The sequence below is a fragment of the Pseudomonas siliginis genome, assembly GCF_019145195.1.
GTDB classification, from domain to species: Bacteria; Pseudomonadota; Gammaproteobacteria; order Pseudomonadales; family Pseudomonadaceae; genus Aquipseudomonas; species Aquipseudomonas siliginis.
Genome location: NZ_JAHSTW010000016.1, coordinates 1 through 22,514 on the forward strand (window position 1 = coordinate 1; position 22,514 = coordinate 22,514).

Sequence of the window (22,514 nt, forward strand, 5' to 3'; positions counted from 1 at the left end):
AGATTAAATTCCGAAACCCCAATTGCGAAAGCAGTTGGGGTTTTGTTTTAGTAGAAGTTCCTGTTTTTGCTGGCTTGTTACCGTGTTGACGGGCCAGATAAAGAATTTCTTGACGACCATAGAACATTGGAACCACCTGATCCCATCCCGAACTCAGAAGTGAAACGATGTATCGCCGATGGTAGTGTGGGGTTTCCCCATGTGAGAGTAGGTCATCGTCAAGATTGAATTCCGAAACCCCTGTCTGCTAACGCAGACAGGGGTTTTGTCATTTAAGCGTCTACGAAAGATCATGCCGTTCTGCGAGTCTTGCTGCTGCGTCTTGCCTGCCACTTGCGCCACCAGATATAAACTCCCGTCCCTGACAACCCCGCAATCAACACACCCAGTACCGCGATCATTACCTGCCCTGTCACCCCGATGATCCGTCCTCCATGTATGGGCAACTGAAGTCGATAGAACTGCTCTCCAAGCGTGCCCTGTCCAGCGATTTCCTGTCCCAATAATCGGCCATCGGTACCGTGAAAAAACAACCAGGATTTACCGTGTGCGTCCGTATCGTGCTGTCCAAATCCTGCGCCGTAGAAGTTGTACTCAAAGCTGTAATACAACTCGCCGATTGCCGCCGTCAGCCCTAATCGTTCCCCTTCCTGCAATGCCCTTTCGTACGCCTGTTGATAACTCAAATGTGTCGTCCCCAGTTGATTGGCGGGCATTCGTCCTCTGGCTTCATAAACGCTCGGCTCGATCGGCGAAAACAACGAGATAGCGGGCTTGAACATTTGGCTTGGCAAGTTCATCGCCACGCTACTGACGGCGATCGGTAACAGCAGTAACCACAGCCACAATCCTCCGGCGCGATGCAGATCGAAGTTCAAGCGGTAGGCATGCCCGCCTTTGACCTTCCAAGCAGTCGCCCACTTCTTCCAGAAGGGCTTGCCGCGCGGCAAGGTCAGGAACAATGCGACAAAGCAGTCGATCACCCACGCGATGGCCACCCCACCCATCAACAGCAATCCCCAGTTACCCGGTAATGTCAGGTTGTAATGAAATTCCAGAATGAACGGGATTAAGTTCTCCCGCTTGAAACAGCACTCACCCCAGTAACGGGCGCCTTTGTGTTCCGCACTGACCGGATCCAGATAGAACACTTGATTACGTTCGTCGTATGGCTGGCCCGTCCCAGGATCGTTGCGCGGAACTGCTGCCAGCAGCGCCGTCTGCCCCGTCTCATGGGGATACTCCATGTACCAGACTTGCAGTTTCGGATGTGCAGTCTGCACCGCTTCTACCAACGCGCCGGGCGGCAGGCGTTCACCCACTGACGTCGCTTTATAGAATTGCGGATTCAGCCATTCATCCAGTTCATGATTGAACGCCAGCACACTGCCTGTAAGGCCCGCCAGCAATAGAAACACCGCAATGGCCAGGCCGATATATCGATGCAATAAAACCAGAAACGCACGCATACAGAACACCCCCGAAGAAACGACAAAGCCAGCCCCTGATATCAGGGGCTGGCTTTTTTATGCACAGGACAAAGTTTTAGAACTGATAGCTGACGGTCGCCGCTACGTTGCGTTCTTCGCCCATGTAGCAGAAGTTCAGACTGGCGCAGGACGCGACATAGGATTCATTGGTCAGGTTGTTCGCGTTGAGCCGTACATCCACTCCTTTCAAGCCGACCTTGCCCAAGTCATAACCAATCGAGGCGTCGAACAGCGTGTAAGACGGCACCTTCATCGTGTTCTCCGCATCAGCCCAGCTGTAGCCGACATAGCGCACGCCGCCACCTAGGCGCAGACCATCAAGTGCGGCGCTGTCGAATTTGTAGTCAGCCCATAGCGAGGCCATGTTACGCGGCGCCTGAGTCGGTGAGTTGCCCTTGTTCTCGATGACATCGGTCGGCGTGCTCAAGGTGCTGATCATCGATTTGGAATATTCGATATCGGTGAAGGTGTAACTGCCGAGCACTTTCAAGTTATCGGTCAGTTGCATGTGCGCTTCCAGCTCCAGACCTTGCGAGCGTACGGCACCGACCGCGCGATAGAAGTTTTCCTGCGGCAGTTTGGTCGCGAGATTTTCCTGGTCGATGCGGAACAGCGAGGCGGTATACAGGTTATCGGTGCCCGGCGGCTGATACTTCAAACCGACTTCCCACTGTGTGCCATCGGTAGGGGCGAGTGGATTACCGGCGCTGTCGGCATAGGAGTTCGGGTTAAACGACTCGGAGTAGCTGATGTATGGCGCCAGACCGTTATCAAACAGATATAAAGCGCCGGCACGCCCAGTGAGTTTCGTGCGCCGATCATTGATCTCTGTACCAACCGGACGCCCCGCTTCGGCGATGCGGTTTTCATCGGATGTCTCCACCCAGTCCTGACGCAGGCCCAGCGAGAAGCGCCACTTGTCCATCTCGATCAGGTCTTGCAGATACACACCGGTCTGCTCCAGACGGCGCAGATAGGTGGTGTCGCCGTACATCTCGATCGCCGAGTTGCCGTACACCGGATTGAACGCATTGATTGGCGCGAGGCCACCGCTGGTCCAGCCGACCACCGTTTTGCGCCGTTGATAATCCGCGCCCATCAGCACCGTGTGCTTGGTCGCGCCGGTAAAGAATTCGGCCTGCAGCATGTTGTCGACGATAAACGCATGCAGGCGCTCATCACCGCCGGTGTAATAGCGGTTCAGTTCATTGCTGGTCGGGGTGGTCCAGCCATAGGCGTAGACCTGATCCATGTTCACTTTGGAATCGAGATAACGAAAGTTCTGCCGCGCCGTGAAGACGTCGTTGAAGCGATGTTCGAACTGGTAGCCGAACGATTGCTGGTCACGGGAGTAGCCGTCGATCCCCGGCTCGCCCTCGAAGAATCTCGGCGAGATGCGCTCGCCATTGCGCTGATGGATCGTGCCGTCCGCCGGAACGCCGCCGTGATAGCCGCCGTCCGGATCGTGCTGCAGATAGGCTTGCAGAGTCAGCGAGGTGTCTTCGCTGAAATCGACGCTCAGCGTCGGCGCAAGGGCGAAGCGTTTTTCCTTGTTATGGTCGAATTGCGTGTCGGACTGATCGCTTAGTCCGGTCAGACGATAGGCAATGCGCTTGTCGTCATCGACCGGACCGCTGAAGTCAAAACCAACCCCACGCTGGCCTTGCGTCCCCACTGTCGCCTGCACCTGATGGTAGGCCTCATACAACGGCTTTTTGCTGGTCAATGCGACCAGGCCTCCGGGCGAGCTGCGACCGTACAGCACCGATGACGGGCCTTTGAGAATGTCCACACGCTCAAGGAAATACGGATCGACCTGCATGGTGCTGTAGGTGCCGCTGTCGCCCATCGACTTGAGGCCGTCGAGGTAGATGTTGTCCACCGAGCCGTCGTTGAAACCGCGCATCGCCACGTAGTCGTAACGGTGCGTAGCGCCATACGGGTTGGTCAGCACGCCCGGGGCGTAGCGCATCGCTTGCGAGACGGTCTGCGAGCCTTGGTCATCCATTTGCTCGCGCGTGACCACCGATACGCTTTGCGAGGTCTCCAGCAGGGCGGTACTGGTCTTGGTGGCGATCTGGCTGTGCGTGGCGTTGTAGCCGGCCATGCTGCCCAGCGCGTTACCGAGGGCGAAGCCTTTGATGTCGGTGGTCGGCAAGGCCAGCGCTTCGCTTTCAGCCAGCGGGCGCAGGATGTAAATGCTGCCGTCCTGGCTGACGGCTTCCAGTCCTGAGCCGCCGAGCAAATGGCTCAAGGCCTGGTCGGTCGAATATTCGCCCTGCACGCCGGGAGATTGCTGACCTTGAGTCTGTTGCGGCGTCATCGCCAAGGTGATGCCGGCCTGCCGGGCAAACTGATTCAACGCCTCGCCCAATGGCCCGGCAGCAATGTTGTAGCGGTGGCTGATCTCGGTGCCGGTGTTGGCGGCCAGACTCAGGCTCGGTAATACGCTGACGCCCAGCGCGGTGGTCAGCAGTGCCGCGCGAACCGCATGGCGCAGTAGTGTCGATTCTGCAGTGAAATTCAGAGGGTTCTTACAAGTGGCGCGGACAGTCATTGTGGATTTCCGTAGGCAGTCGCGGGGCTGAGTTGAAGTACTTACTGACTAAGCCGGACTGCCTGCGAAAACCCGCCAAATAATCACGCCGCGCGTTCCAGGGTCACCCACCAGCGGGTGCGATAACGCAATTGCACCGGCAGCGTCTGCGGCAGGACCGCCAGCAGCCTGTCGGTGTCCTCCAGACGGAACACCCCAGAAAGGCGCAGGTCTGCGATCTCCGCCGAACAATGGAGATAACCCGGGCGATAACGGCCGACTTCAGCGAGGAAGTCACCCAGCCGCATATTGCGCGTGACAATCAAGCCGTCGAGCCAGGCGCCCGCGTCCATATCCGGCGTCGGCGCTGCGCGCAAACCGCTTTGATCGACCAGAAAACTCTGCCCGGCGAGTGCTTCGAGGGAATGACCGCCAGCGTGAACCAACACCCGGCCACGAGTAACGCTGAGCCGCGTGCACTGTTCTTCCTGACGCAAAATGAAACGCCCATCGACCGGCGCATAACTGCCGTGGCGGTTCTCTACGCGCAGCGGTCGATCGGCCGCCGCGCCTTCGTCAGAGCCTCCGCAGGTAACGATGATCTCGCCACGGGTCAGTTTGATCAGGCGCTGCTGCGTGGTGTAATTCAGGTCCACGGCGCTGGCGGTGTTGAGTTCGATCCGCGTGCCGTCGGGTAACTGGAAACCGCGCCGTTCGCCGGTCGCCGTCGCGTAGTCGGCGCTCCATTGCTGCCAAGCGGCGCTGTCCCTGGCCAGCCACGCGGCGGAGCCCATCAATAGCGCGCCCGACAACAACTTCAAAGCCTGGCGTCGGCCCAGCCCCTGCGCACTGTTTTCCAAGGTGTTGAAAGCGACCTGCGCACCCTGCACGGCGCGCAGACTGGAACTCAATTCGGCATGCAGCGACTGCACCCGCTGCCAGGCGATTTCATGTTCGTGATGCTCGGCGCGCCACTGCTCGCATTGGCGAGTCAGCCGCGAATTGCCGTGGTTGTTGCGCAGCCGCAGTAGCCAGTGAATCGCTTGCTTGACCACCTGTTGGCGCGGTTCGACGCGGCGAGCGAGTGAGAGGTTATCCACAGGCATCAGCTTTCATACCGCAACACATAGCAGTGATACAGCGCATCGGCGACGTAGCGTTCCACAGAACGTACCGATACGCCCAACAGCTCGGCGATCTGTTTGTGAGTCAAACCTTCGCACTGCGCCAGGAGAAACGCCTGACGCACTCTCGGCTTCAATCCCTCAAGCATGCGCGCAATGCTTTCCAGCAGTTCCAGCACCAACGCGCGCGATTCGGCGTCAGGTACTTCGCCTTCAGGCAAATGAGCAATGGTTTCCACATAGGCCCGCTCGATTTCCTCGCGGCGCCAGTGATCGATCACCAGGCCACGCGCGATGGTCCGCAGGAAGGCGCGGGGCGCTTTGAGTTCAAGGCGTTCGGTGCGTTGCAGCAGGCGCACGAAAGTGTCCTGCGCCAGATCCGCCGCATCCGCTGCGTTGCCCAGCCGCGCGCGCAGCCAAGCGTTGAGCCAGCCGTGATGACTACCGTAAAGCGCCTGTACGACCAACTCAGGTGAAGACATGACCACGCCAGCCCGAACGTCACAAATGATAATTAATCGCATTGTCATCAAGGGTTACAGATTTTGCAACTGTCGCGCCTATGTCGATGCGAAAAATTCCCTCGCAGCCGCTCTGGCACGCCGTTCGGCGGGAATCCTGTCCAAAACCCGCCCATTTCTCACGCGCCCCTAAGATTTCTCCGCCGTTGGCCGACAGACTGGTGAGAAATGCGTGCACCAAAGTAGAGCAGCCAGAAGAACGCTGCCTGCGCTTTACATGGAATGTTGCAACCGGAACGCATCCCCACTTTTGGCATAAGAAGTCCCATGAAATGAATCTCAAGTTCAGCCATAAAATCCTCCTGGCCGCTTCGGGCGTCGTGGTCCTGGCGTTCGCGTTGTTCACGCTCTACAACGATTATCTGCAGCGAAACACCATTCGCCAGAACCTGCAGTCCTCCGTGCAACAGGCCGGTGACCTGACCGCCAGCAGCGTGCAGAACTGGATGAGCGGGCGCATTCTGGTACTGGAAAACCTCGCGCAGAACGTTGCCCATCAAGGCAGGAATGCCGACCTCCCCGGTCTTGTCGATCAACCGGCCTTCACGTCGAACTTCCAGTTCACTTACGTCGGCCAGGCCAACGGTGTCTTCACCCAGCGCCCCGATGCGAAGATGCCGGACGGTTACGATCCGCGTCAGCGCCCTTGGTACAAGCAGGCAGTGGCCGCCGATAAAACCATGCTGACCCCGCCGTACATGGCGGCCGTCGGTGGCCTGGTGGTGACCATCGCCATGCCGGTGAAAAAGGACGGTGAATTGCTCGGTGTGGTCGGCGGTGACCTGAGCCTGGAAACCCTGGTGAAGATCATCAACTCGGTGGACTTCGGTGGCCTCGGCCATGCCTTTCTGGTCAGTGCCGACGGTCAGGTGATCGTCAGCCCGGACAAAGATCAGGTAATGAAAAACCTCAAGGACATCTACCCGAACACCAGCGTGCGCATCGAGAAGGGCAACCAGAACGTGGTGCTCAACGGCCAGGAACGCATTCTCTCGTTCACCCCGGTCAGCGATCTGCCGAATGCGCAGTGGTACATCGGTCTGTCGATCGATCGCGACAAGGCCTACGCTGCACTCAGCCAATTCCGCACCTCGGCGTTGATCGCCATGTTTGTCGCGGTCGCGGCGATTGCGTTGCTGTTGAGCCTGTTGATCAATGTGTTGATGCGTCCACTGATCACCATGGGCCGCGCGATGAAAGACATTGCCCAGGGCGAGGGCGATCTGACCCGGCGTCTGCTGGTCGAGAGCAAAGACGAGTTCGGTGAACTGGGCAGCGCGTTCAACCAGTTCGTTGAACGGATTCACGCATCGATTTCCGAAGTGTCGTCGGCGACCCGTCACGTACATGACCTGTCGCAACGGGTGATGGCGTCGTCCAACGCTTCGATCGTCGGTTCCGACGAGCAAAGTGCGCGCACCAACAGCGTCGCGGCGGCGATCAATCAGCTGGGCGCGGCCACTCAGGAAATCGCGCGCAACGCGGCGGATGCTTCGCAGCACGCCAGCGGCGCCAGCGAGCAAGCTGACGACGGTCGTCAGGTGGTCGAGCAAACCATTCAGGCGATGACCGAGCTGTCGCAGAAGATCAGCCTGTCGTGCACGCAGATCGAAACCCTGAACGCCAGCACCGATAACATCGGCCACATTCTCGATGTGATCAAGGGCATCTCGCAGCAGACCAACCTGCTGGCGCTCAACGCTGCCATCGAGGCCGCGCGTGCCGGTGAAGCCGGGCGCGGTTTTGCCGTGGTTGCCGATGAGGTGCGCAACCTTGCGCATCGCACTCAGGAATCGGCGGAAGAAATCCACAAGATGATCACCTCGCTGCAGGTCGGTTCGCGCGAAGCGGTGAGCACGATGAACGCCAGTCAGGCGTCCAGCGAGCAAAGCGTGGAGGTGGCGAATCAGGCCGGTCTGCGCCTGGTCAGCGTGACCCAGCGCATCGGCGAAATCGACGGTATGAACCAATCGGTTGCAGCAGCGACCGAAGAGCAGACTGCCGTGGTGGAAACTCTCAACGTCGACGTCAACCAGATCAACCTGTTGAACCAGCAGAGCGTGGCCAACCTCAATGAAACGTTGAAGGATTGTGATGCGTTGTCGCAGCAGGCCAATCGCCTGAAGCAATTGGTCGACAGTTTCAAGATCTGATTCATAGATCGCAGACCGCGTTATCGTTCTTCGCGAGCAGGCTCGCTCCCACAAATTGACCGCATTCCTACAGGGAATGCAATCAAAATGTGGGAGCGAGCCTGCTCGCGAAAGCGGTCTGACAATCACCGCAAAGCCGAAGCCTTAGACAAACAGCTTCAGCACATTCCCCATCGCATCATCGGCAAACCCCTGCACAAAATCCTTGAACCCCGGCAACGCCTCTTCCCCACCGGAAGCGGGTTCGGCAATGATCGTCCAGGTCGCTCGCGACTTCCCTGCGCTCAGCGATTCCACCTGCATCGCCGCCCATAGGTTCGCCACCCCCAACGTGTTGTAGATCGTCGTCCAGGTCATGCGCCGCGCCTGTTCATCGCGCGAGTTGAGCTGTTCGACCACGACGTTGCCGTCCTTGAAGATTTTCTTGCGCAGCGATGACACGCCCTCGCCGGTCATTTCGGTGTGCGACAGCGCCGGAATGAATCGATCGAAGCCAGCGAAATCGCCAACGACCGCCCAGACTTGTGCCGCGTCCGCCGGCACTTCCACCGACGACACAACGTGGCAGCCTTGCGGGTTTTTGATCAGGGTGTCGGGTTGCAGATTGCTCATGGTGTTGCTCCTTTGGGATGCGTCAGATGAAGTTGATTTCTTTCAGGTAGTCGCAGCCGCGACGCAGCAGCGCCGGGGATTTCTGTGGGTAGTGCGCGCCCATCTGCTGCACGCCGGCCTCGGCGTTGGCGTGGCCGATCAGCGAGATGTCGCCGATGTCTTCTTCGAAACCATTGAGGTAGAACCCGAGCACGCCGAACAGCGCGTTGTCGGCGTCGACCCGACTCAGTTGCTGTTGCCAATCGGCGACGCTGACCAGCGAAAACTCGCTGCCGGTTTCGCGGAACGAAGCGACGTAGGCATCCCAGCTCAGCGGCTCGGGATTGTGCAGATTGAACACCGCGCGTTGCGCTGAATAACGGCTGGCATGGAAGGCGATGAAGCGGGCGAGAAAGTCCACCGGCATCAGGTCGAAATTCAGCGCAAAGGCCGGTACCTGACCGAGCTGGATCGAGCCCTTGAGCATCAGCATCAAACGGTTCTTGTGCGGCTGACAAACACCGCTGAGGCTGTTGAAGCTGACGTTGCCAGGGCGATACAGATTGACCCGCACACCGCGCTCGCGCGCCCGTTCGAGGATGCGTTCGCCGACCCACTTCGACAGGTTGTAGCCGTTGCGAATATAGATCGGCGGCGTCGCGGCGGCGGGCAGTTCCAGCACTCGACCGGCGTCATCCACGGTGCTGGATGCCGATAGCGTCGAGACAAAGTTGAAGACCTTTTTGCGCTGCCCTTCGCACAGCTTCAGCAGGGCAAATATCGGTTCGACGTTGTCCGCCGCCAGGGACTCGTAATCGAGCACGTGGTTGACGTTGGCGGCGTTGTGCACCAGCGCGCCAAATTCGCGATCCAGGCGCTGATATTCCTCATCGCCCAGGCCCAGTTGCGGACGGCTGATATCAGCTGCGTAAACCCGCACACGGCTCAGGTCGAGGTGCTCCAGACGGTTTTCGCGCAATGCCTGAGCGAAACGTTGCGCCGCCGTTTGCCCGGCGCCGTCGCGGACCAGACAGGCCACTTCGCTGGCGCCCCAACCAAGCAGCGCTTCGACGATGTGCACGCCGACGAAACTGTTGGCACCGGTGACGATGACCTTGTGCACATCGCCCATGCGGCTGATCGGCAGCGGTTCTATATCCAGCGTGCGCTCGGCGTCGGCCATGGCTTGGGCGCTGAGTACCGCGCTGTCGTCGCTGCCGCGCACCAGCATCGCCAGTTTGCTGATGGTCGGCTGTTCGATGAAGCGATTGATCGAAATGCTCCGGCCGAATTCCTCACGCAAGCGCAGCAACATCCGCGACAGCAGAATCGAATGACCGCCGAGATTGAAGAAGCTTTCGTCGGTGGAAATGTCGCTGGTCGGCAGCTCCAGCAATTCGGCCCAGATCTCCAGAAGCAGCGCTTCGTCAGCGTTGGCCGGCAGGCATTTCGCAGCGCTGTCCTGCACCGTCACCGGCAATGCCAACAGCGCCTTGCGATCGACTTTGCCGTTACTGGCGAATGGCATCTGCGCCAGTTCGGTCCACGCTCCCGGTTGCATGTAGTCCGGCAGAAACTGCCGGGCGTGAGCCTTCAATGCGTCGCGGGCAGTCTCGGTCTGTGGCTGGGCGAGGAACGCCAGAATGCGCCGCTGACTGTCGATGACCACGGCGATCTGCCGATACAAGCGGCTCTCGCGCAGGCAGCGCTCGATCTCTTCCGGCTCGACGCGAAAGCCACGGATTTTCACCTGATTGTCGCGCCGCCCGCACAGCTCGATACCGTGCTCGCCCCACTTGGCCATGTCGCCGCTGCGGTAGGCGCGCAGGGTTTCGCCGCCGGGCAGCGACAGGCTCAGATAACGCTCGGCGGTCTGCTGCGGATTGTTCAGGTAACCGAGGCAGACACCGGGGCCGACGATGAACAGTTCACCGACGGTTTGATCGGGCACCGGTTGCAGATCGTCGTCGAGAATCAGCACCCGACTGTTGGCGATCGGCCCTCCCAGCGTGCGGTTGCTGTCGCCCGGTTTGAGCTGGCGCGCAGTGATCAGCACGGTGGCTTCGGTCGGGCCATACAGGTTGTGCAGGGTGCCTTGGCGGGTCAGTTGCTCGATGACGTACGGCTCGCAGACATCACCGCCGGTCATCACCTGCACGCCCTCCAGTTGTTCCAGCAGCAGGATGCTCAACAGCGCCGGTGGCAGGAAGGCGTGGGTCAGTTGCCGCCGGCGAATCAGCGCAATCAGTTGCAAAGGATCGCGGCGCTGGGTGTCGTCGGGCACGATCAGTTCCGCCCCTGCGAGCAGGCTGGGGAAGATGTCGATCAGTGACGAATCGAAGCTTAGCGAAGAGAACTGCAACACCCGACTCTCGGCGTGCAGCTGCACGTAATCGGCGTACCACGCGGTGAAGTGGGCGAGATTGACCTGGCTGAGCAGCACGCCTTTCGGATGCCCGGTGGTGCCCGAGGTGTAGAGCGCCATGCACGGCGCATGAAGTTCCGGGCGGTGCTGCATCAGCGGCCGGTCGAGATCGGCGTTCGGCGCTTCGATGCCACTGACATCCAGCCCCGCTATCGACTCGCTGAGCGCCTGTTGTCCATCGTGAAGCAACAGCACCGCGCCGGCGTTTTCCAGGATGTATTGCTGGCGCGGCAAAGGATGGCTCGGCTCCAGCGGCAAGTACACCGCGCCGCTGCCGAGAATCGCCAGAATCGAGGCGAACAGTGCCGGGCTTTTGCCTTGGCAGACAGCGACCACCCACGGCTGCGGATGTTGCTCGAGCAAGGGCCGCAGGCGCTGTTGAATCGCGCGGCTGTGGGCGTGCAGCTGCTCGTAGCTGATGGTCTTCCCGCCGACATGCAGCGCCGGTCGTTCGGCATGCTCGATCAGGCTTTGCTGCAGACGCTCGATCAGCGGGATTTGCGCCTGCTCCAGCAGCGCCGGGTTTGCCGTGTCATTGAGACAGTGGACGTACGCCAGTTTGTCGAGAAACAGTAGATCTTCCAGCCGTTCGAAATCCGGCGCTTTGAGGGCCGGGGCATGCCTCAAATAATCGGCATCGCGGGAAAAGCGGCTGACCAGCAACGCCACTTCATCGACCACATGGGCGAGCGCTCGTTGGCGTAGCGACTGACCGTTGCCGGACGGCTCATCGCCGATGGGTACGCGGCGGATCAGCGACGAGCCGAGGAAGCACAGCAAGTCGAGGGTCGGCAGGCCGCCATGGTCTTGCGCGGCGACACCCAGGCGCAGGTGCAGATGCGGGATCGCGCAGAAATCGCCGGCAGCGATAAAGCCATCGTCGATGATCAGATCCACCGCCGTTTGAGCCACGCCGCTGCGGGTCACAGCATGGCCATGCTGTTCGAGCTCCCGAGCCAGATCGGTCATGGCCTGGCTGGCGCCGGTGAGCAAAATGTCGAGACGTTTCATGTCGGCCTCCTCAAGCCAGATAGTCGCGCAGGGCGTGCTGCACGCACGGTGTGTCGAGCAGCGAGCTGTTGTGGAAAAACCTGACGATGTTGCCCACCAACGGGTGGTGGCGATTGATCGGGAAGGCCAGTCCGGCGATTTCTTCGCGCAGTGAGTGGCGGGTGGTTTCGCTGACCGTCAGCGCGTCGATCAGGCGCAAATCGAAGGACTTCTGGATGTCGTTGGTCAGGTAATGGCCGATGAACACCGGGAGAATCTGCGCGATGGTTTCGCGGTCCGCGTCGCTGGCGGTGTGCCAATAGATGCGCACCATCCGCGCCCAGAAACTCGAGTGGCGACCCTCGTCGAGCAAGTGGTCGGCCATCAGGCCCTTGATCGACGGCTTGACCGAATCGTCGCGGGCGAACGCCGCGACATCACCAGTCACGGTGTTTTCGGCGATCGCCACGCAGATCAGTTCCACCGCGCTGCGCAGGTGTTCCGGCGCCAGCGCAACAGCGGCGGGAATCGCCCGGCTCAGCTCGATTTCATCGGGCAATTGAATCGGCTCGATACCGGTCAGTGCCACCGTTTGCTGCATGAAATCCATGGCCACCAGCGCGTGGTAATCCTCATCGACCACCACGGTCATCGCGTCGTAACGACAGGCGAACGGGAACGCCACGGCGAAGCGATTCTTGGCAATGCTGCGGGCGGTCTTGTCGACGATTTCAGTCTCGAAAATCACGACGTCGTTGATGAATTTGTACAACGTCTGCACCAGGGCGAAATCCCGTTGCTCCGGGCATTCGCGCAGGAAGGTTTCGCTGAGCACCAGCGGCTGGCGGCTGAGCGGGTAGATCAGGCGCTGATCGTCTTCGAGCAGCCGCCGGGGACGGGTGCGGATGGTCGCGCGGCTTTCCCAGGCCTCGGCGCAGGATCGATAGTCGGCAGCGTTCATTGGGCCACCTCGGCAACTTTTGCGCCCATGCTCAAGCGCAGCCCGTCCCACAAGGCGATGCGGCTTTCCACGGCGGCGATGGCGCTGGCGTAAACCTCGGCTGCGCGCTGCGGATCGCCGTCCACCAGACGCTCCAGCAACTGCTCGGCGGCGGGGCCGTGATCTTCGGAATCGACTTCGATATGCCGTTGCAGGTAGTAACGGAAAGTCGGTGCCTGTTCGATGCCGATGCCCCAGTCATCGAGGATGCGCTGGAACATCGTCGGAATGACGCTCTCGCGACCGTGCAGGAACGCGGCGGCAACGCTGTGTCCCGGCGCTTCCAGGGCGACGCGCAAGGTATCGCGGACAAACTGCGCCGCCGCCGGGTCGACGTCGACGCTCTGCAACGCGACGTCATAACTCACACCTTCCTGCTGCAATGCGACGAAACGCTCTACCGCCGTGGTGCTCGCGCCGATTTCGCGCATCGCATCCAGGTACAACTCGAAGTGGCTGTAGTGGCCGGCATCGAGGCGATCGTCCGATTCCTCGCCCAGCACGATCTCGTTGATCAACCGAGCGGCGTGGGGATCGCGCGGCGGCAACCAGGGTAAACGCGTGCAGGTCAGTTCCTGTTGCAGGCGCTTGGTCAGCGACATGAAGTCCCATACGGCAAATACATGGGTTTCCATGAAACGGCGTAATACCGATAACGAAGTAATCTCGGAAAAAATCGGATGAATACTCAGTTCGGCTTTCTTCAAGGCGAGTTGCTGCTTAGTAGGCATCATGATGTCCTTTATCATTGATATGAAATGCACGGTTCTTTGCAATTGCTGTAAATGGTCGAGCAAGTTGGATAGGAACTTGTCCGGGCAATAGCTTGATTGCGCTGTAACGCCGTTGCGGCGCCACGGTTGCTACATCTGCTGCGTAAGGTATGCCGCGCTGAACGGCGACGTTCAAACCTGGCGAGAGAAAAACTAATACAGGGCAAATGCATTTAACAAGTTTATTTTTAATTATTTTAAGTTGGCTGTTTTTTGAATATGAGAGTGGCCGATAAAACTTTCGGATCAAGTTTTATTTGGGCGTAGTTACTCCTTTCGGCTAATAACGGCCAAAATCGATAACAAGAGTGAATGCCTCACTCGAAGCAACTTTTTAAACAAGGGAAGTTTATGAATTCAAAGGGGGCGAAAGTTGGCCGGGACCGGCGCCATGACTTCCTGTTTCCCGTGACAAGGCTCCTTCCGTAGGTTCCTGTTGCGGGGACTGTGCCGTCAGGGCGGCGCGTCCCCGTTCTGTAGGGGTGGCGCTGGAAGAGTGCGGGTAAATTGCCGTCAGGGCTATTACCGATTGGTCATCGGCGGGCAGCGGAAACGCGTCGGCAGGGTCGGGGCGGTCGCCAGCGGGCACGCCGATCCGCTGCCAGACCCGGCAGCAGAGCGGTCGCGAAGATTTGTAAGGGGATTATTCGACGTACGAGATATCAGCGTGCGGTGTGGCGCTTCTGTGCGGCGGGAGTCGCGAGGTAGCGGGTGATGACCTCGACGCCACGGTTGAGGTGCTGCTCCAGCATTTCGAGCGAGCGCGGGATGTCCCGCTCGATCACGGCCTGGAGCATGGCGCGATGGTCATCCTGGGACAGCTTGCCCAGGCCCATGGCTTCCAGATTGAAACGCAGAAAACGTTCTTCTTCATTCAGACCGTCTTCCACCAGACGCAGCAGTCGCTGATTGGGCGCCTTGCTGTACAGGGCCATGTGGAACAGACGGTTGAGGCGGCCGATCTCGTTGTAGTCGTGCTGCGCTTCCAGTTCTTCGATGTAGCCGGCGGCGAGTTGATGCTCGGCCTCAGTCAGCAGCGGAATGGACTGCCGCAATGCCTCGGATTCGAGCAAAATGCGCAACTCGTAGGTTTCAGCGGCATCGCCCTGGATCAGCGGTGCGACTACGGCGCCTTTGTGCGTGGTGACGCTGAGCAGCTCTTGCGCTTCGAGCTGACGCAAGGCTTCGCGCACCGGCATGCGGCTGACCCCGAACAGATCGGCCAGATCCTGCTGGCGCAGCGCAGTGCCACAGGGCAGGCGGCCATCGAGAATGGCCGAGCGCAGGGTTTCTTCAATCACCGACCGGGCCAGATGCGCAGGAATCGGTCCTTCGACTTTGATGCTGTGCAGCGGTTTGGGCTTCTGAGTCACGACAACACACCCTGTAGGTCGCAATATTTGGATCCAAATGACACTAGTGATTGCTCTACAGGTTGTCAAACCTTGTAAAACGTTGCGCGGCAATCTCAAGTCTAGCGGGTCTTCGATGATCTCACGGTGCCATTGTTTTTTGCCGGGCTAAGCTTCACCATCAAACGCTTCCTTTCTGTCCTTCTGGAAACCTGCAGTGGCGGTACGTTTCGCGATCCCTCGGACCTTGCGCTGGCTTGGCTGCGCATTGCTGCTGGCCGGCGTCATGCTGGGCGGTCTGCACGCCGATTGGGATTTTTCCGCGATCAGCCGCAAGGCCACTGCTCTTTATGGGCCACTGGGCGCCGGGCAGCAGCGCATCGATGCCTGGCAGAATCTGCTGGCGACGCAGAAGCAGGCCAGTGAGATGGACAAGCTCAAAGTGGTGAACCTGTTCTTCAACAAGCAGGTGCGTTACGTCGAAGACATCGATCTGTGGCGCGAAGTGGATTACTGGGAAACCCCGATCGAAGCGCTGTGGAAGGGCGCCGGCGACTGTGAAGACTATGCCATCGCCAAGTATTTCAGCCTGCGCCATCTCGGCGTTTCCAGTGACAAGCTGCGCATCACCTACGTCAAGGCGCTGCGGCAGAACCGCGCGCACATGGTGTTGACGTACTATGCGACCCCCGATGCCATGCCGCTGGTGCTCGACAGCCTGATCGATCCGATCCAGCCGGCTGCGCAGCGGACCGATTTGCTGCCGGTCTACTCTTTCAATGCCGAAGGCCTGTATTTGCCCGGCGCCAAGGGCAACAAAAAGGTCGGCGACACCAAACGCCTGTCGCGCTGGCAGGATGTGCTGAAAAAAATGCAGGCCGAAGGTTTCCCGGTCGAGACGACTAACTAGGAGCACGCGCTCAGATGTCTTTGTTCAAACAGCTGTTGATCGCTATCTGTCTGTTCCTGGTCGTGGCCTTCACCGGCAGCTTCATGGTCAGCCTGGAGAGCTCGCGCACCCAGTACGTCAACCAGTTGCGCTCCCACGCACAGGACGCGGCGACGGCGCTGGCATTGTCGCTGACGCCGAATATCGACGACCCGGCGATGGTCGAGCTGCTGGTCAGTTCGATTTTCGACAGCGGTTATTACGCGAGCATCCGCGTGGTCGACGTGAAGACCGACCAGACCATTGTCGAGCGCAGCGGTACCCCGGCGGTGAGCAACGTGCCGGACTGGTTCGTCAAATTGATCGGTCTCGAGCCGGCCGGTGGTGATGCGCTGGTCAGCCGTGGCTGGGAGCAGGCGGCGCGGGTCGAGGTGGTCAGCCATCCGATGTTCGCCGTGGCCAAGCTGTGGCAGAGCGCACTGGGCAGCCTTGGCTGGTTGCTGATCTGCGGTGCATTGAGTGCGGTGCTCGGCGCGCTGTTGCTGCGTCGGCAGTTGAAGCCCCTCGATTACATGGTTCAGCAGTCCCATGCGATTGCCCGCCGCGAGTTTCTCAGCCTGCCGGATCTGCCGCGCACGCCTGAATTGCGTCGCGTGGTGCAGGCGATGAATCAGATGGTCGAGAAGCTCAAGACGCTGTTTCAGGAGCAGGCCGAGCGCAGTGAAAAACTGCGTACCGAGTCCTATCAGGACAACCTCACCGGCCTGGCCAACCGCCGCTATTTCGAAATGCAACTGAACAACCGTGTGAGCAACCCGGAGCAGGCCAGTTCCGGTTATTTGCTGCTGTTGCGGGTCAAGGATCTGGCCGGGCTCAACCAGCGTCTCGGCGGCCAGCGTACCGACCAATTGCTCAAGGCTGTCGGTGAGCAACTGACCCGCGAGTGCGCCAGATATCCACAAACCCAGGACTTGGTCACGCGTATTCGCGGCGGTGAATTCGCCGTGCTGGCGCCGGGGCTGGTGCGTGAGGAAGCGCTGCAGCTGGCGCAGAATCTCGACAATGCCTTGAGCAGCCTGCATGCCACTGGCGCGACTGATGTGCCAGCGGTGGCTTCGATCGGGCTAGCGCCCTTCGCTCACGGCGACTCCCCGCAAGCGGTGCTGACACTGGGCGATCAGGCGCTCGCACAGGCCGAAGGGCAGGGCGAGCAGAATTGGGCGTGCATCGATCAGAGTCTGGTGGCGGAGGTCGGTGACGACCATCACGCTTGGCATCGACTGCTGGATCAGGCCTTGAGTCAGCAGCGTTTCGAGCTGTACTTCCAGCCCGTGGTCGCTGCGCAGGACACGCAACTGGTGCTGCATTACAAGGTGCTGTCGCGCTTGCTCGACGAGCAGGGTCAGACCATTCCCGCCGGGCGCTTTCTGCCGTGGCTGGAGCGCTTCGGCTGGACCGCGCGGCTCGATCGGCTGATGCTCGAACGCGTGCTCGAGCAGATGAAGGGGCACGAGGATTCGCTGGCGCTGAACCTGTCCTCGGCAACGCTGGCCGACCCGCAGGCGCTGAACAAAGTCTTCGAGATTCTGCGCGCGCATTCCAATCTCGGCGCACGCCTGACTCTGGAGATCGGCGAGGAGCAATTGCCTGAACAGGCGGTGCTGGAGCAGTTGACCCGACGCCTGCGCGAGCTCGGTTTCTCGCTGAGCCTGCAGCGCTTCGGCGGGCGCTTCAGCATGATCGGCAACCTGGCGCGCTTGGGTCTGGCGTACTTGAAGATCGACGGCAGCTACATTCGCGCGATTGATCAGGAGAGCGACAAGCGTCTGTTCATCGAAGCGATCCAGCGCGCAGCGCACAGCATCGATCTGCCGCTGATTGCCGAACGGGTCGAGACTGAAGGGGAGTTGTCAGTGATTCGCGAGATGGGCTTGTATGGCGTGCAGGGGCAGTTGCTCGGTGAGCCGAAGCCCTGGAAGTAACTTGTCTTCAGTGATGCCGCCTTCGCGAGCAGGCTCGCTCCCACATTTGGAATGCATTCCAGTGTGGGAGCGAGCCTGCTCGCGAAAGGGCCAGTCCAGTCGGTGAAGATCCAGGATCAGATCAACCCGCCCTCATCCTCATCGATCAACTGGCTCAACCCGCCCAGCGCTTCACGTGCTTGGGTACGATCCATCAGTTTGGCCTGGGCCGCCGCTGGCAGGTCAGTGACGCGGATCACGCCTTTCTGGGTCAGCACCTGAATCAGGTCGTCGAGTACCCGAATCATTTCAAAGTCGCTCTGCTTGAGCTGTTTGAGGCTGTTTTCCACGGCTTCGTTGGCGTACCACGCCTGAATCTCATGGTTATCGGCGGGCAGCGTTTCCGTGGCCTCGGCGTACGCCGCAGCTTCCACGCGAATCAACTGGCCTTGCGCATCGCGTTGCACGTAAAACATTGAGCATCCCTCACAAATGAACAGCGTCATGCTGTCAGCAGCATAGCCAACTGCGCGCCAGTATGCGGGGCGCCGATGAAATCGTCACCGCTACATTGCCCGCAAACGCGACGGCCGCCTCACAGGAGGCGGCCGTTGTTGTTTCAGCCTCAGCTGTTGTTGTGATCGACCTTGATGGTCGGGTCGCTGCCGGCAATCAGGTTGTGCAGGTTGGCGCTCGCCCAGTTGTTGCCTTCCAGTTTGATCGTCACGTCCGGCGTGGCCGCAGCGGCATCGCCCGAGTTGAATTTGCCCGCCGAGCTGACTTGCAGCGACGACGTGCCATCCACTGTGGTGATCTTCAGGAAGTTGTCGATCGTGCTGCCGGTCTCGCCCTGCAACAGGTCGCGCAGGTCGATGCGGTCGCCTTCGCTGGCTTTGAAATCCTTGATCACGTCGTTACCGGTGTCGCCCGACTTCCAGACGAAGGTGTCGCCACCGGAACCGCCAATCAGGATGTCATTGCCCTGACCGCCGATCAGCGTGTCGTTACCGGTGCCGCCGAGCAGGATGTCATTGCCTTTGCCGCCGTCGAGCAGGTCGTTGCCGCCCGAGCCGAACAGGATGTCATTGCCCGCGCCACCGAGCAGCGTGTCGTTGCCATCGTGCGCACCGGATACATCGAACGCCTGATAGTGCTCGGTGATGTACTGGTGCACGTTGCTGGTGCTGACTTTGCTGACGTCGACGCCGGTCTCTTTGGCAACGAACGCCTGCATCGCCTGGTAACCCTCGCCGGCAATGCCGTTGAAGCTGACCAGATCGCCGAACAGGATGTCGTTGCCTTCGCCACCGTTGACGGTGTCGTTACCCGGCATCGTCGCTTCGGTATGGCCGATGATCGAGTTGGCCAGGTCCTTCGGATCAATGTTGGTTTGCGGCGTTTTGTCCGAGTCGTACGGCTTGAGGTCGTTGAGGCTGACGTCGTTGTTCAGACCAATGGCTTCGACGCTCGACAACCCGCTCAACAAGGCAAAGCCGCTGGTCGAATTGCTGGTCGTCGACGAGTTGGTGCTGTTGCCGGTACCCGCGAGGTTCGACAACTCATAAGTACCGTCGCCCTGCGCATGAATCGTGCCCAGGGTCTCGCTGCTCCAGCCCCACCACGAGTTGTAGGTTTGCAGCACAACGCTGCCGGCACTGTTGATGGTCAGGTAGTGCGAGTTGTCGATGTAGGTGCTGAACGTGTCGCCCTGCTTGTAGTTGCTGGTGTTTACCACGCTGTCGAGTTTCACGTTGCCATACAGCGTCGGGTTGGTCTGCTCGCCGGTCTGGTAGTAAGTCGGCTGGCCATCGGTGATGAAGTACGTGAGGTTCTTCGCCCCGGTGTTGGCCACTGCGTCGGCGCTCTGGAACCAGTTGGCCGTGGTCTTGAACACGTCCTCGTAGTTGGTACCGCCACCAGAGCCCATCGAGTTGAGTACGGCTTTGAGCATCGTCAGCGCGTTCGGGTCGTTGAGATTCACCGACACCGACTTGTTGACCTGGGTATCGAAGTCCACCAGGAAGATGTTCACCGTACCCGAGTTGCTGCCGCCCAGGCTTTGCTTGAGGCTGTTGAACACCGAGGTCAGCGAGTCTTTTGCGGCGTTCAGCGACGAGGTGCTCATGCTGCCCGAGCTGTCGACCATGAACGCGATGTTGTAGTTGGTGCCCGGCACCACGGTCAGCCCGCCGATGTCAGCGACGATGATGTCGTTGGCGTCGGTGCCGGTGACGTTGTCATCACCCGAGGTGGCGGTGACCGCGTTGTACACCGCAGGCACTACCGTGACCGGAATGGTCGCGGTGCTGCTTGCCGAGCCGCCGACTTGTTCGGTGGACGTCGAAGTCACGGTCAGGTTGAACTGGCCGTTGTAGTAGGTCGGCGGAGTCACGGTCAGAGAGCCGAGGTTCCAGCCGGTGACGTTGGCTTCGCCATTGCTCGCGGTAACGGTGAAGGTATGCCCCGCGCCATCACTGAGCACTGAACCGACCGGTGCGCCGCTGATCTTCACACTCAGGGTTTCCGAGCCGTCGGTGTCGGTCAGCGCAGTGCTGATCGCCGACAGTTTCACTGTGGTGCCTTCAGCGCCGGTGTTGAGCTTGTAGCCGTCGTAATAACCTTCGCCGTTGGTGCCGTGCAGATCGGAGACGGTCACGCCCGAGTTGATCAGGTCCTGCACGCCGGTGTAGATCGGCACGCCGGCGTTGCTCAGATCGATTGGCGTGCTGCCGTTGACCGACAGGTTGACGTCGTAGCTGCCCGGGCCGCTCTGGTTGTGGTGGTAGATGTCGAGCGTGTAGTAACCGCTGGTAGTCGGGGTGAACGAACCGTTGATCGCACCGCCCGCGCCCCAGGTACCCGACGCCACGTTCTTTCCACCGATGGTGATCAGCAGGCTGTCATCGGCCACGCCGCTGAAGCTGTAGGTCTTGCCGGCTTCCAGGTAGATCAGGCCAGAGGTCTTCGACGCCGTACCGGCGGCGACACTGCCGTCAGACTGCACGTTGGTGACGTTGGCGCTGGAGTTCGGTTTGCCGGCCGCATCGATGACGTTTTTCAGGGTGGTCGAGTTAGCGCCGCTGCCATCAGTGCCCAGGCCCGACAGACCGGTCCAGACCTCCTTGATCAGGCCTGTGGATTTAACGCTGTTATCGGCCACGGCCACGGTCGGCGCATCCGCCACTGGCGTGATGTCGATCTTCACTGTGCCGGTGCTGCCCAGCGCCTGGCCATCGGTAGGCTGGAACTTGATCTGTGCGTAGTCCGCCTGCTTGTTGCCCAGGCCGGTGCCGCCGTAACCGTTGGTGCCCGACTCGTTGGCATCCGGCAGGAAACGCAGCTTGCCGGCGTCGATGTCGGCCTTGCTGAAGGTCTGGTTGTTGGCAACATCCTTCCAGGTCGAGCCGTCCAGATACTGCAGTTTGCCCTCGCCCGGCAGCTGCGTGATCTTGATACCGAGGCTGCTCGCCGGGCTGTCGACATCGCTGACGCCGAAGGTCGACCAGCCGAGCACCAGCGGCGTGTCTTCGGTGCCGGTGACATTGCTCGGCGCAGCAACCGGTGCATCGTTGACCGCCACCACGTTGACCGTGGTCGTCGCGGTGTTGGAGTAATTGCCGCCATCGGTCACCGTCACGGTGATGACGCGCGGCACGGTGCTCGGGTTTTCGCTGCTGTTGGTGAAGCTGATGTTCTTGATGGCCTGCATGTAGTCGGCCAGGGTCGCGTTACCCGAGAGCGTCAGGGTCACCGTGCCGTTGGTGCTGTTGGCATTGATGGTGATGCCGTTGACGCTGTTGCCCAGATTCAGCGCATCGCCGTCCTGACGGTTGGTCAGCACCACGGTGGCACCGGTCAGCATCGTGCTGTCCGGGTCGGTGATGCTGATGTCGGTGTCAGCGATCGACACGCCGGCGCCCGGGGTGTTCTCGGTGAACGTCACTTTGTAATCGGCACCGGTCGCTCCGCTGGAGTTGTTGGCATCCAGATCGAGCACCGGTGGTGCATCGTTGTCGATGATCGAGGTGCTGACGCTGCCATTGGTGCTGCTGACCGCGAGGTTCTCGAAGTTGCCGCCGGTAGCCGAATCGATCTTGACCACGAAGTTCTCGGTGCCTTCGGTGATCTTGTCATCGAGGGTGGCGACGTTGAACTGCGCGCTGCTGGCGCCCGCCGGGATCTTCACGGTGTACACACCGGTGAAGTCCGAACCGTCGGCAGCAGTGCCGCTGTAGACGATTTTCAGGGTCACTTCGGTCTGCGCCGGGTGATTGAGGCTGACGGTGTAGCTGGCGGTCTGGCCTTCGGTCACCGAGCTGCTGCCAGTGATGCTGACGGTGGTGGTGTCGACGGTGTCGGTGACGCTGGTCACCGCTGGCGTGGTGCTCGATACCAGTTTTTCGAAGCTGCCTCCGGTGGCGCTGCTGATGGTCGCCTGCACGGTGCCGGCGTCTTTGTAGACGTCGTCAGCTGGCGCTGGAACGTTCACGGTGCCGGTGGTTTCGCCCGCTTTGATGGTGATCACGGCACCGTTCGACAGGGTCACGGTCACTGGCGAGCCTGCGGCGTTGGTCAGGGTCGCGGTGTAAGTGATCTGGCCACCTTCCGCCACGGAGCCGGTTGCGCTCAGTGACAGATTGGTGGTGTCGACGGTGTCGGTCACGGTGGTGCTGACCGGGGTCTTGTCGGCGACGAGATTTTCGAAGTTA

The 22,514-nt window shown here is 60.2% G+C and carries 13 protein-coding genes, 1 rRNA gene and 2 pseudogenes; 5 read left to right on the forward strand and 11 right to left on the reverse strand.

What is annotated here, in order from left to right; all coding sequences use genetic code 11:
- Positions 1-108 precede the first annotated feature (108 nt).
- Positions 109-224, forward strand: a 5S ribosomal RNA gene (gene rrf / locus KVG87_RS25465).
- Between the two features lie 66 nt (positions 225-290).
- Here the strand turns inward: rrf and KVG87_RS25470 are convergent.
- From KVG87_RS25470 to KVG87_RS25485, 4 genes are all read right to left on the reverse strand, one after another.
- Positions 291-1,469 carry a PepSY-associated TM helix domain-containing protein gene (locus tag KVG87_RS25470; protein ID WP_217853191.1) on the reverse strand — a complete coding sequence of 393 codons (1,179 nt, stop codon included), beginning with the start codon at positions 1,467-1,469 and terminating at the stop codon, positions 291-293.
- Positions 1,470-1,545: 76 nt separating this feature from the next.
- On the reverse strand, positions 1,546-4,047 hold the full coding sequence (locus KVG87_RS25475) for a TonB-dependent siderophore receptor (RefSeq protein ID WP_217853193.1): 2,502 nt from the start codon (positions 4,045-4,047) through the stop codon (positions 1,546-1,548).
- 83 nt (positions 4,048-4,130) lie between these two features.
- Entirely contained in the window at positions 4,131-5,132 is a 1,002-nt protein-coding gene (locus KVG87_RS25480) for a FecR domain-containing protein (protein ID WP_217853195.1), read from the reverse strand.
- On the reverse strand, positions 5,132-5,632 hold the full coding sequence (locus tag KVG87_RS25485; protein ID WP_217853197.1) for a sigma-70 family RNA polymerase sigma factor: 501 nt from the start codon (positions 5,630-5,632) through the stop codon (positions 5,132-5,134). The genes KVG87_RS25480 and KVG87_RS25485 overlap by 1 nt, the downstream gene beginning before the upstream one ends.
- A gap of 311 nt (positions 5,633-5,943) precedes the next feature.
- Between KVG87_RS25485 and KVG87_RS26385 the strand changes: the two are divergent.
- Both KVG87_RS26385 and KVG87_RS26390 read left to right on the forward strand, forming a co-directional pair.
- Positions 5,944-6,969: pseudogene (locus KVG87_RS26385) on the forward strand (HAMP domain-containing protein); the annotation flags it as partial.
- A 69-nt stretch (positions 6,970-7,038) separates the two neighbouring features.
- Positions 7,039-7,824, forward strand: coding sequence for a methyl-accepting chemotaxis protein (locus KVG87_RS26390; RefSeq protein ID WP_370593577.1), 786 nt, complete (start codon positions 7,039-7,041; stop codon positions 7,822-7,824).
- 144 nt (positions 7,825-7,968) lie between these two features.
- On the opposite strand, the gene KVG87_RS25495 is transcribed toward KVG87_RS26390, so the two are convergent.
- From KVG87_RS25495 to KVG87_RS25515, 5 genes are all read right to left on the reverse strand, one after another.
- Positions 7,969-8,436, reverse strand: a complete 468-nt coding sequence (locus tag KVG87_RS25495; protein ID WP_217853201.1) for an SRPBCC family protein — start codon at positions 8,434-8,436, stop codon at positions 7,969-7,971.
- Positions 8,437-8,458: 22 nt separating this feature from the next.
- Positions 8,459-11,851, reverse strand: a complete 3,393-nt coding sequence (locus KVG87_RS25500) for a non-ribosomal peptide synthetase (RefSeq protein ID WP_217853204.1) — start codon at positions 11,849-11,851, stop codon at positions 8,459-8,461.
- A 10-nt stretch (positions 11,852-11,861) separates the two neighbouring features.
- Positions 11,862-12,791, reverse strand: a complete 930-nt coding sequence (locus tag KVG87_RS25505) for a diiron oxygenase (RefSeq protein WP_217853206.1) — start codon at positions 12,789-12,791, stop codon at positions 11,862-11,864.
- Entirely contained in the window at positions 12,788-13,564 is a 777-nt protein-coding gene (locus KVG87_RS25510) for a DUF3050 domain-containing protein (protein WP_217853208.1), read from the reverse strand. Before KVG87_RS25510 ends, KVG87_RS25505 begins: the two co-directional genes overlap by 4 nt.
- 701 nt (positions 13,565-14,265) lie before the next feature.
- Positions 14,266-14,976, reverse strand: coding sequence for a GntR family transcriptional regulator (locus tag KVG87_RS25515; protein ID WP_056786898.1), 711 nt, complete (start codon positions 14,974-14,976; stop codon positions 14,266-14,268).
- Positions 14,977-15,172: 196 nt separating this feature from the next.
- On the opposite strand from KVG87_RS25515, the gene lapG reads away from it, so the two are divergent.
- On the forward strand, positions 15,173-15,865 hold the full coding sequence (lapG, locus tag KVG87_RS25520; RefSeq protein WP_056786901.1) for a cysteine protease LapG: 693 nt from the start codon (positions 15,173-15,175) through the stop codon (positions 15,863-15,865).
- 14 nt (positions 15,866-15,879) lie between these two features.
- The gene (lapD, locus tag KVG87_RS25525) at positions 15,880-17,826 is read left to right on the forward strand and encodes a cyclic di-GMP receptor LapD (RefSeq protein WP_217853210.1); all 1,947 of its coding nucleotides are present in this window, start codon (positions 15,880-15,882) and stop codon (positions 17,824-17,826) included.
- Positions 17,827-17,942: 116 nt separating this feature from the next.
- Here lapD and KVG87_RS25530 read toward each other — a convergent pair whose 3' ends face one another.
- Both KVG87_RS25530 and KVG87_RS25535 read right to left on the reverse strand, forming a co-directional pair.
- Positions 17,943-18,281, reverse strand: coding sequence for a hypothetical protein (locus KVG87_RS25530; RefSeq protein WP_016772279.1), 339 nt, complete (start codon positions 18,279-18,281; stop codon positions 17,943-17,945).
- A 149-nt stretch (positions 18,282-18,430) separates the two neighbouring features.
- A pseudogene (locus tag KVG87_RS25535) lies at positions 18,431-22,514 on the reverse strand (LapA family giant adhesin); the annotation flags it as partial.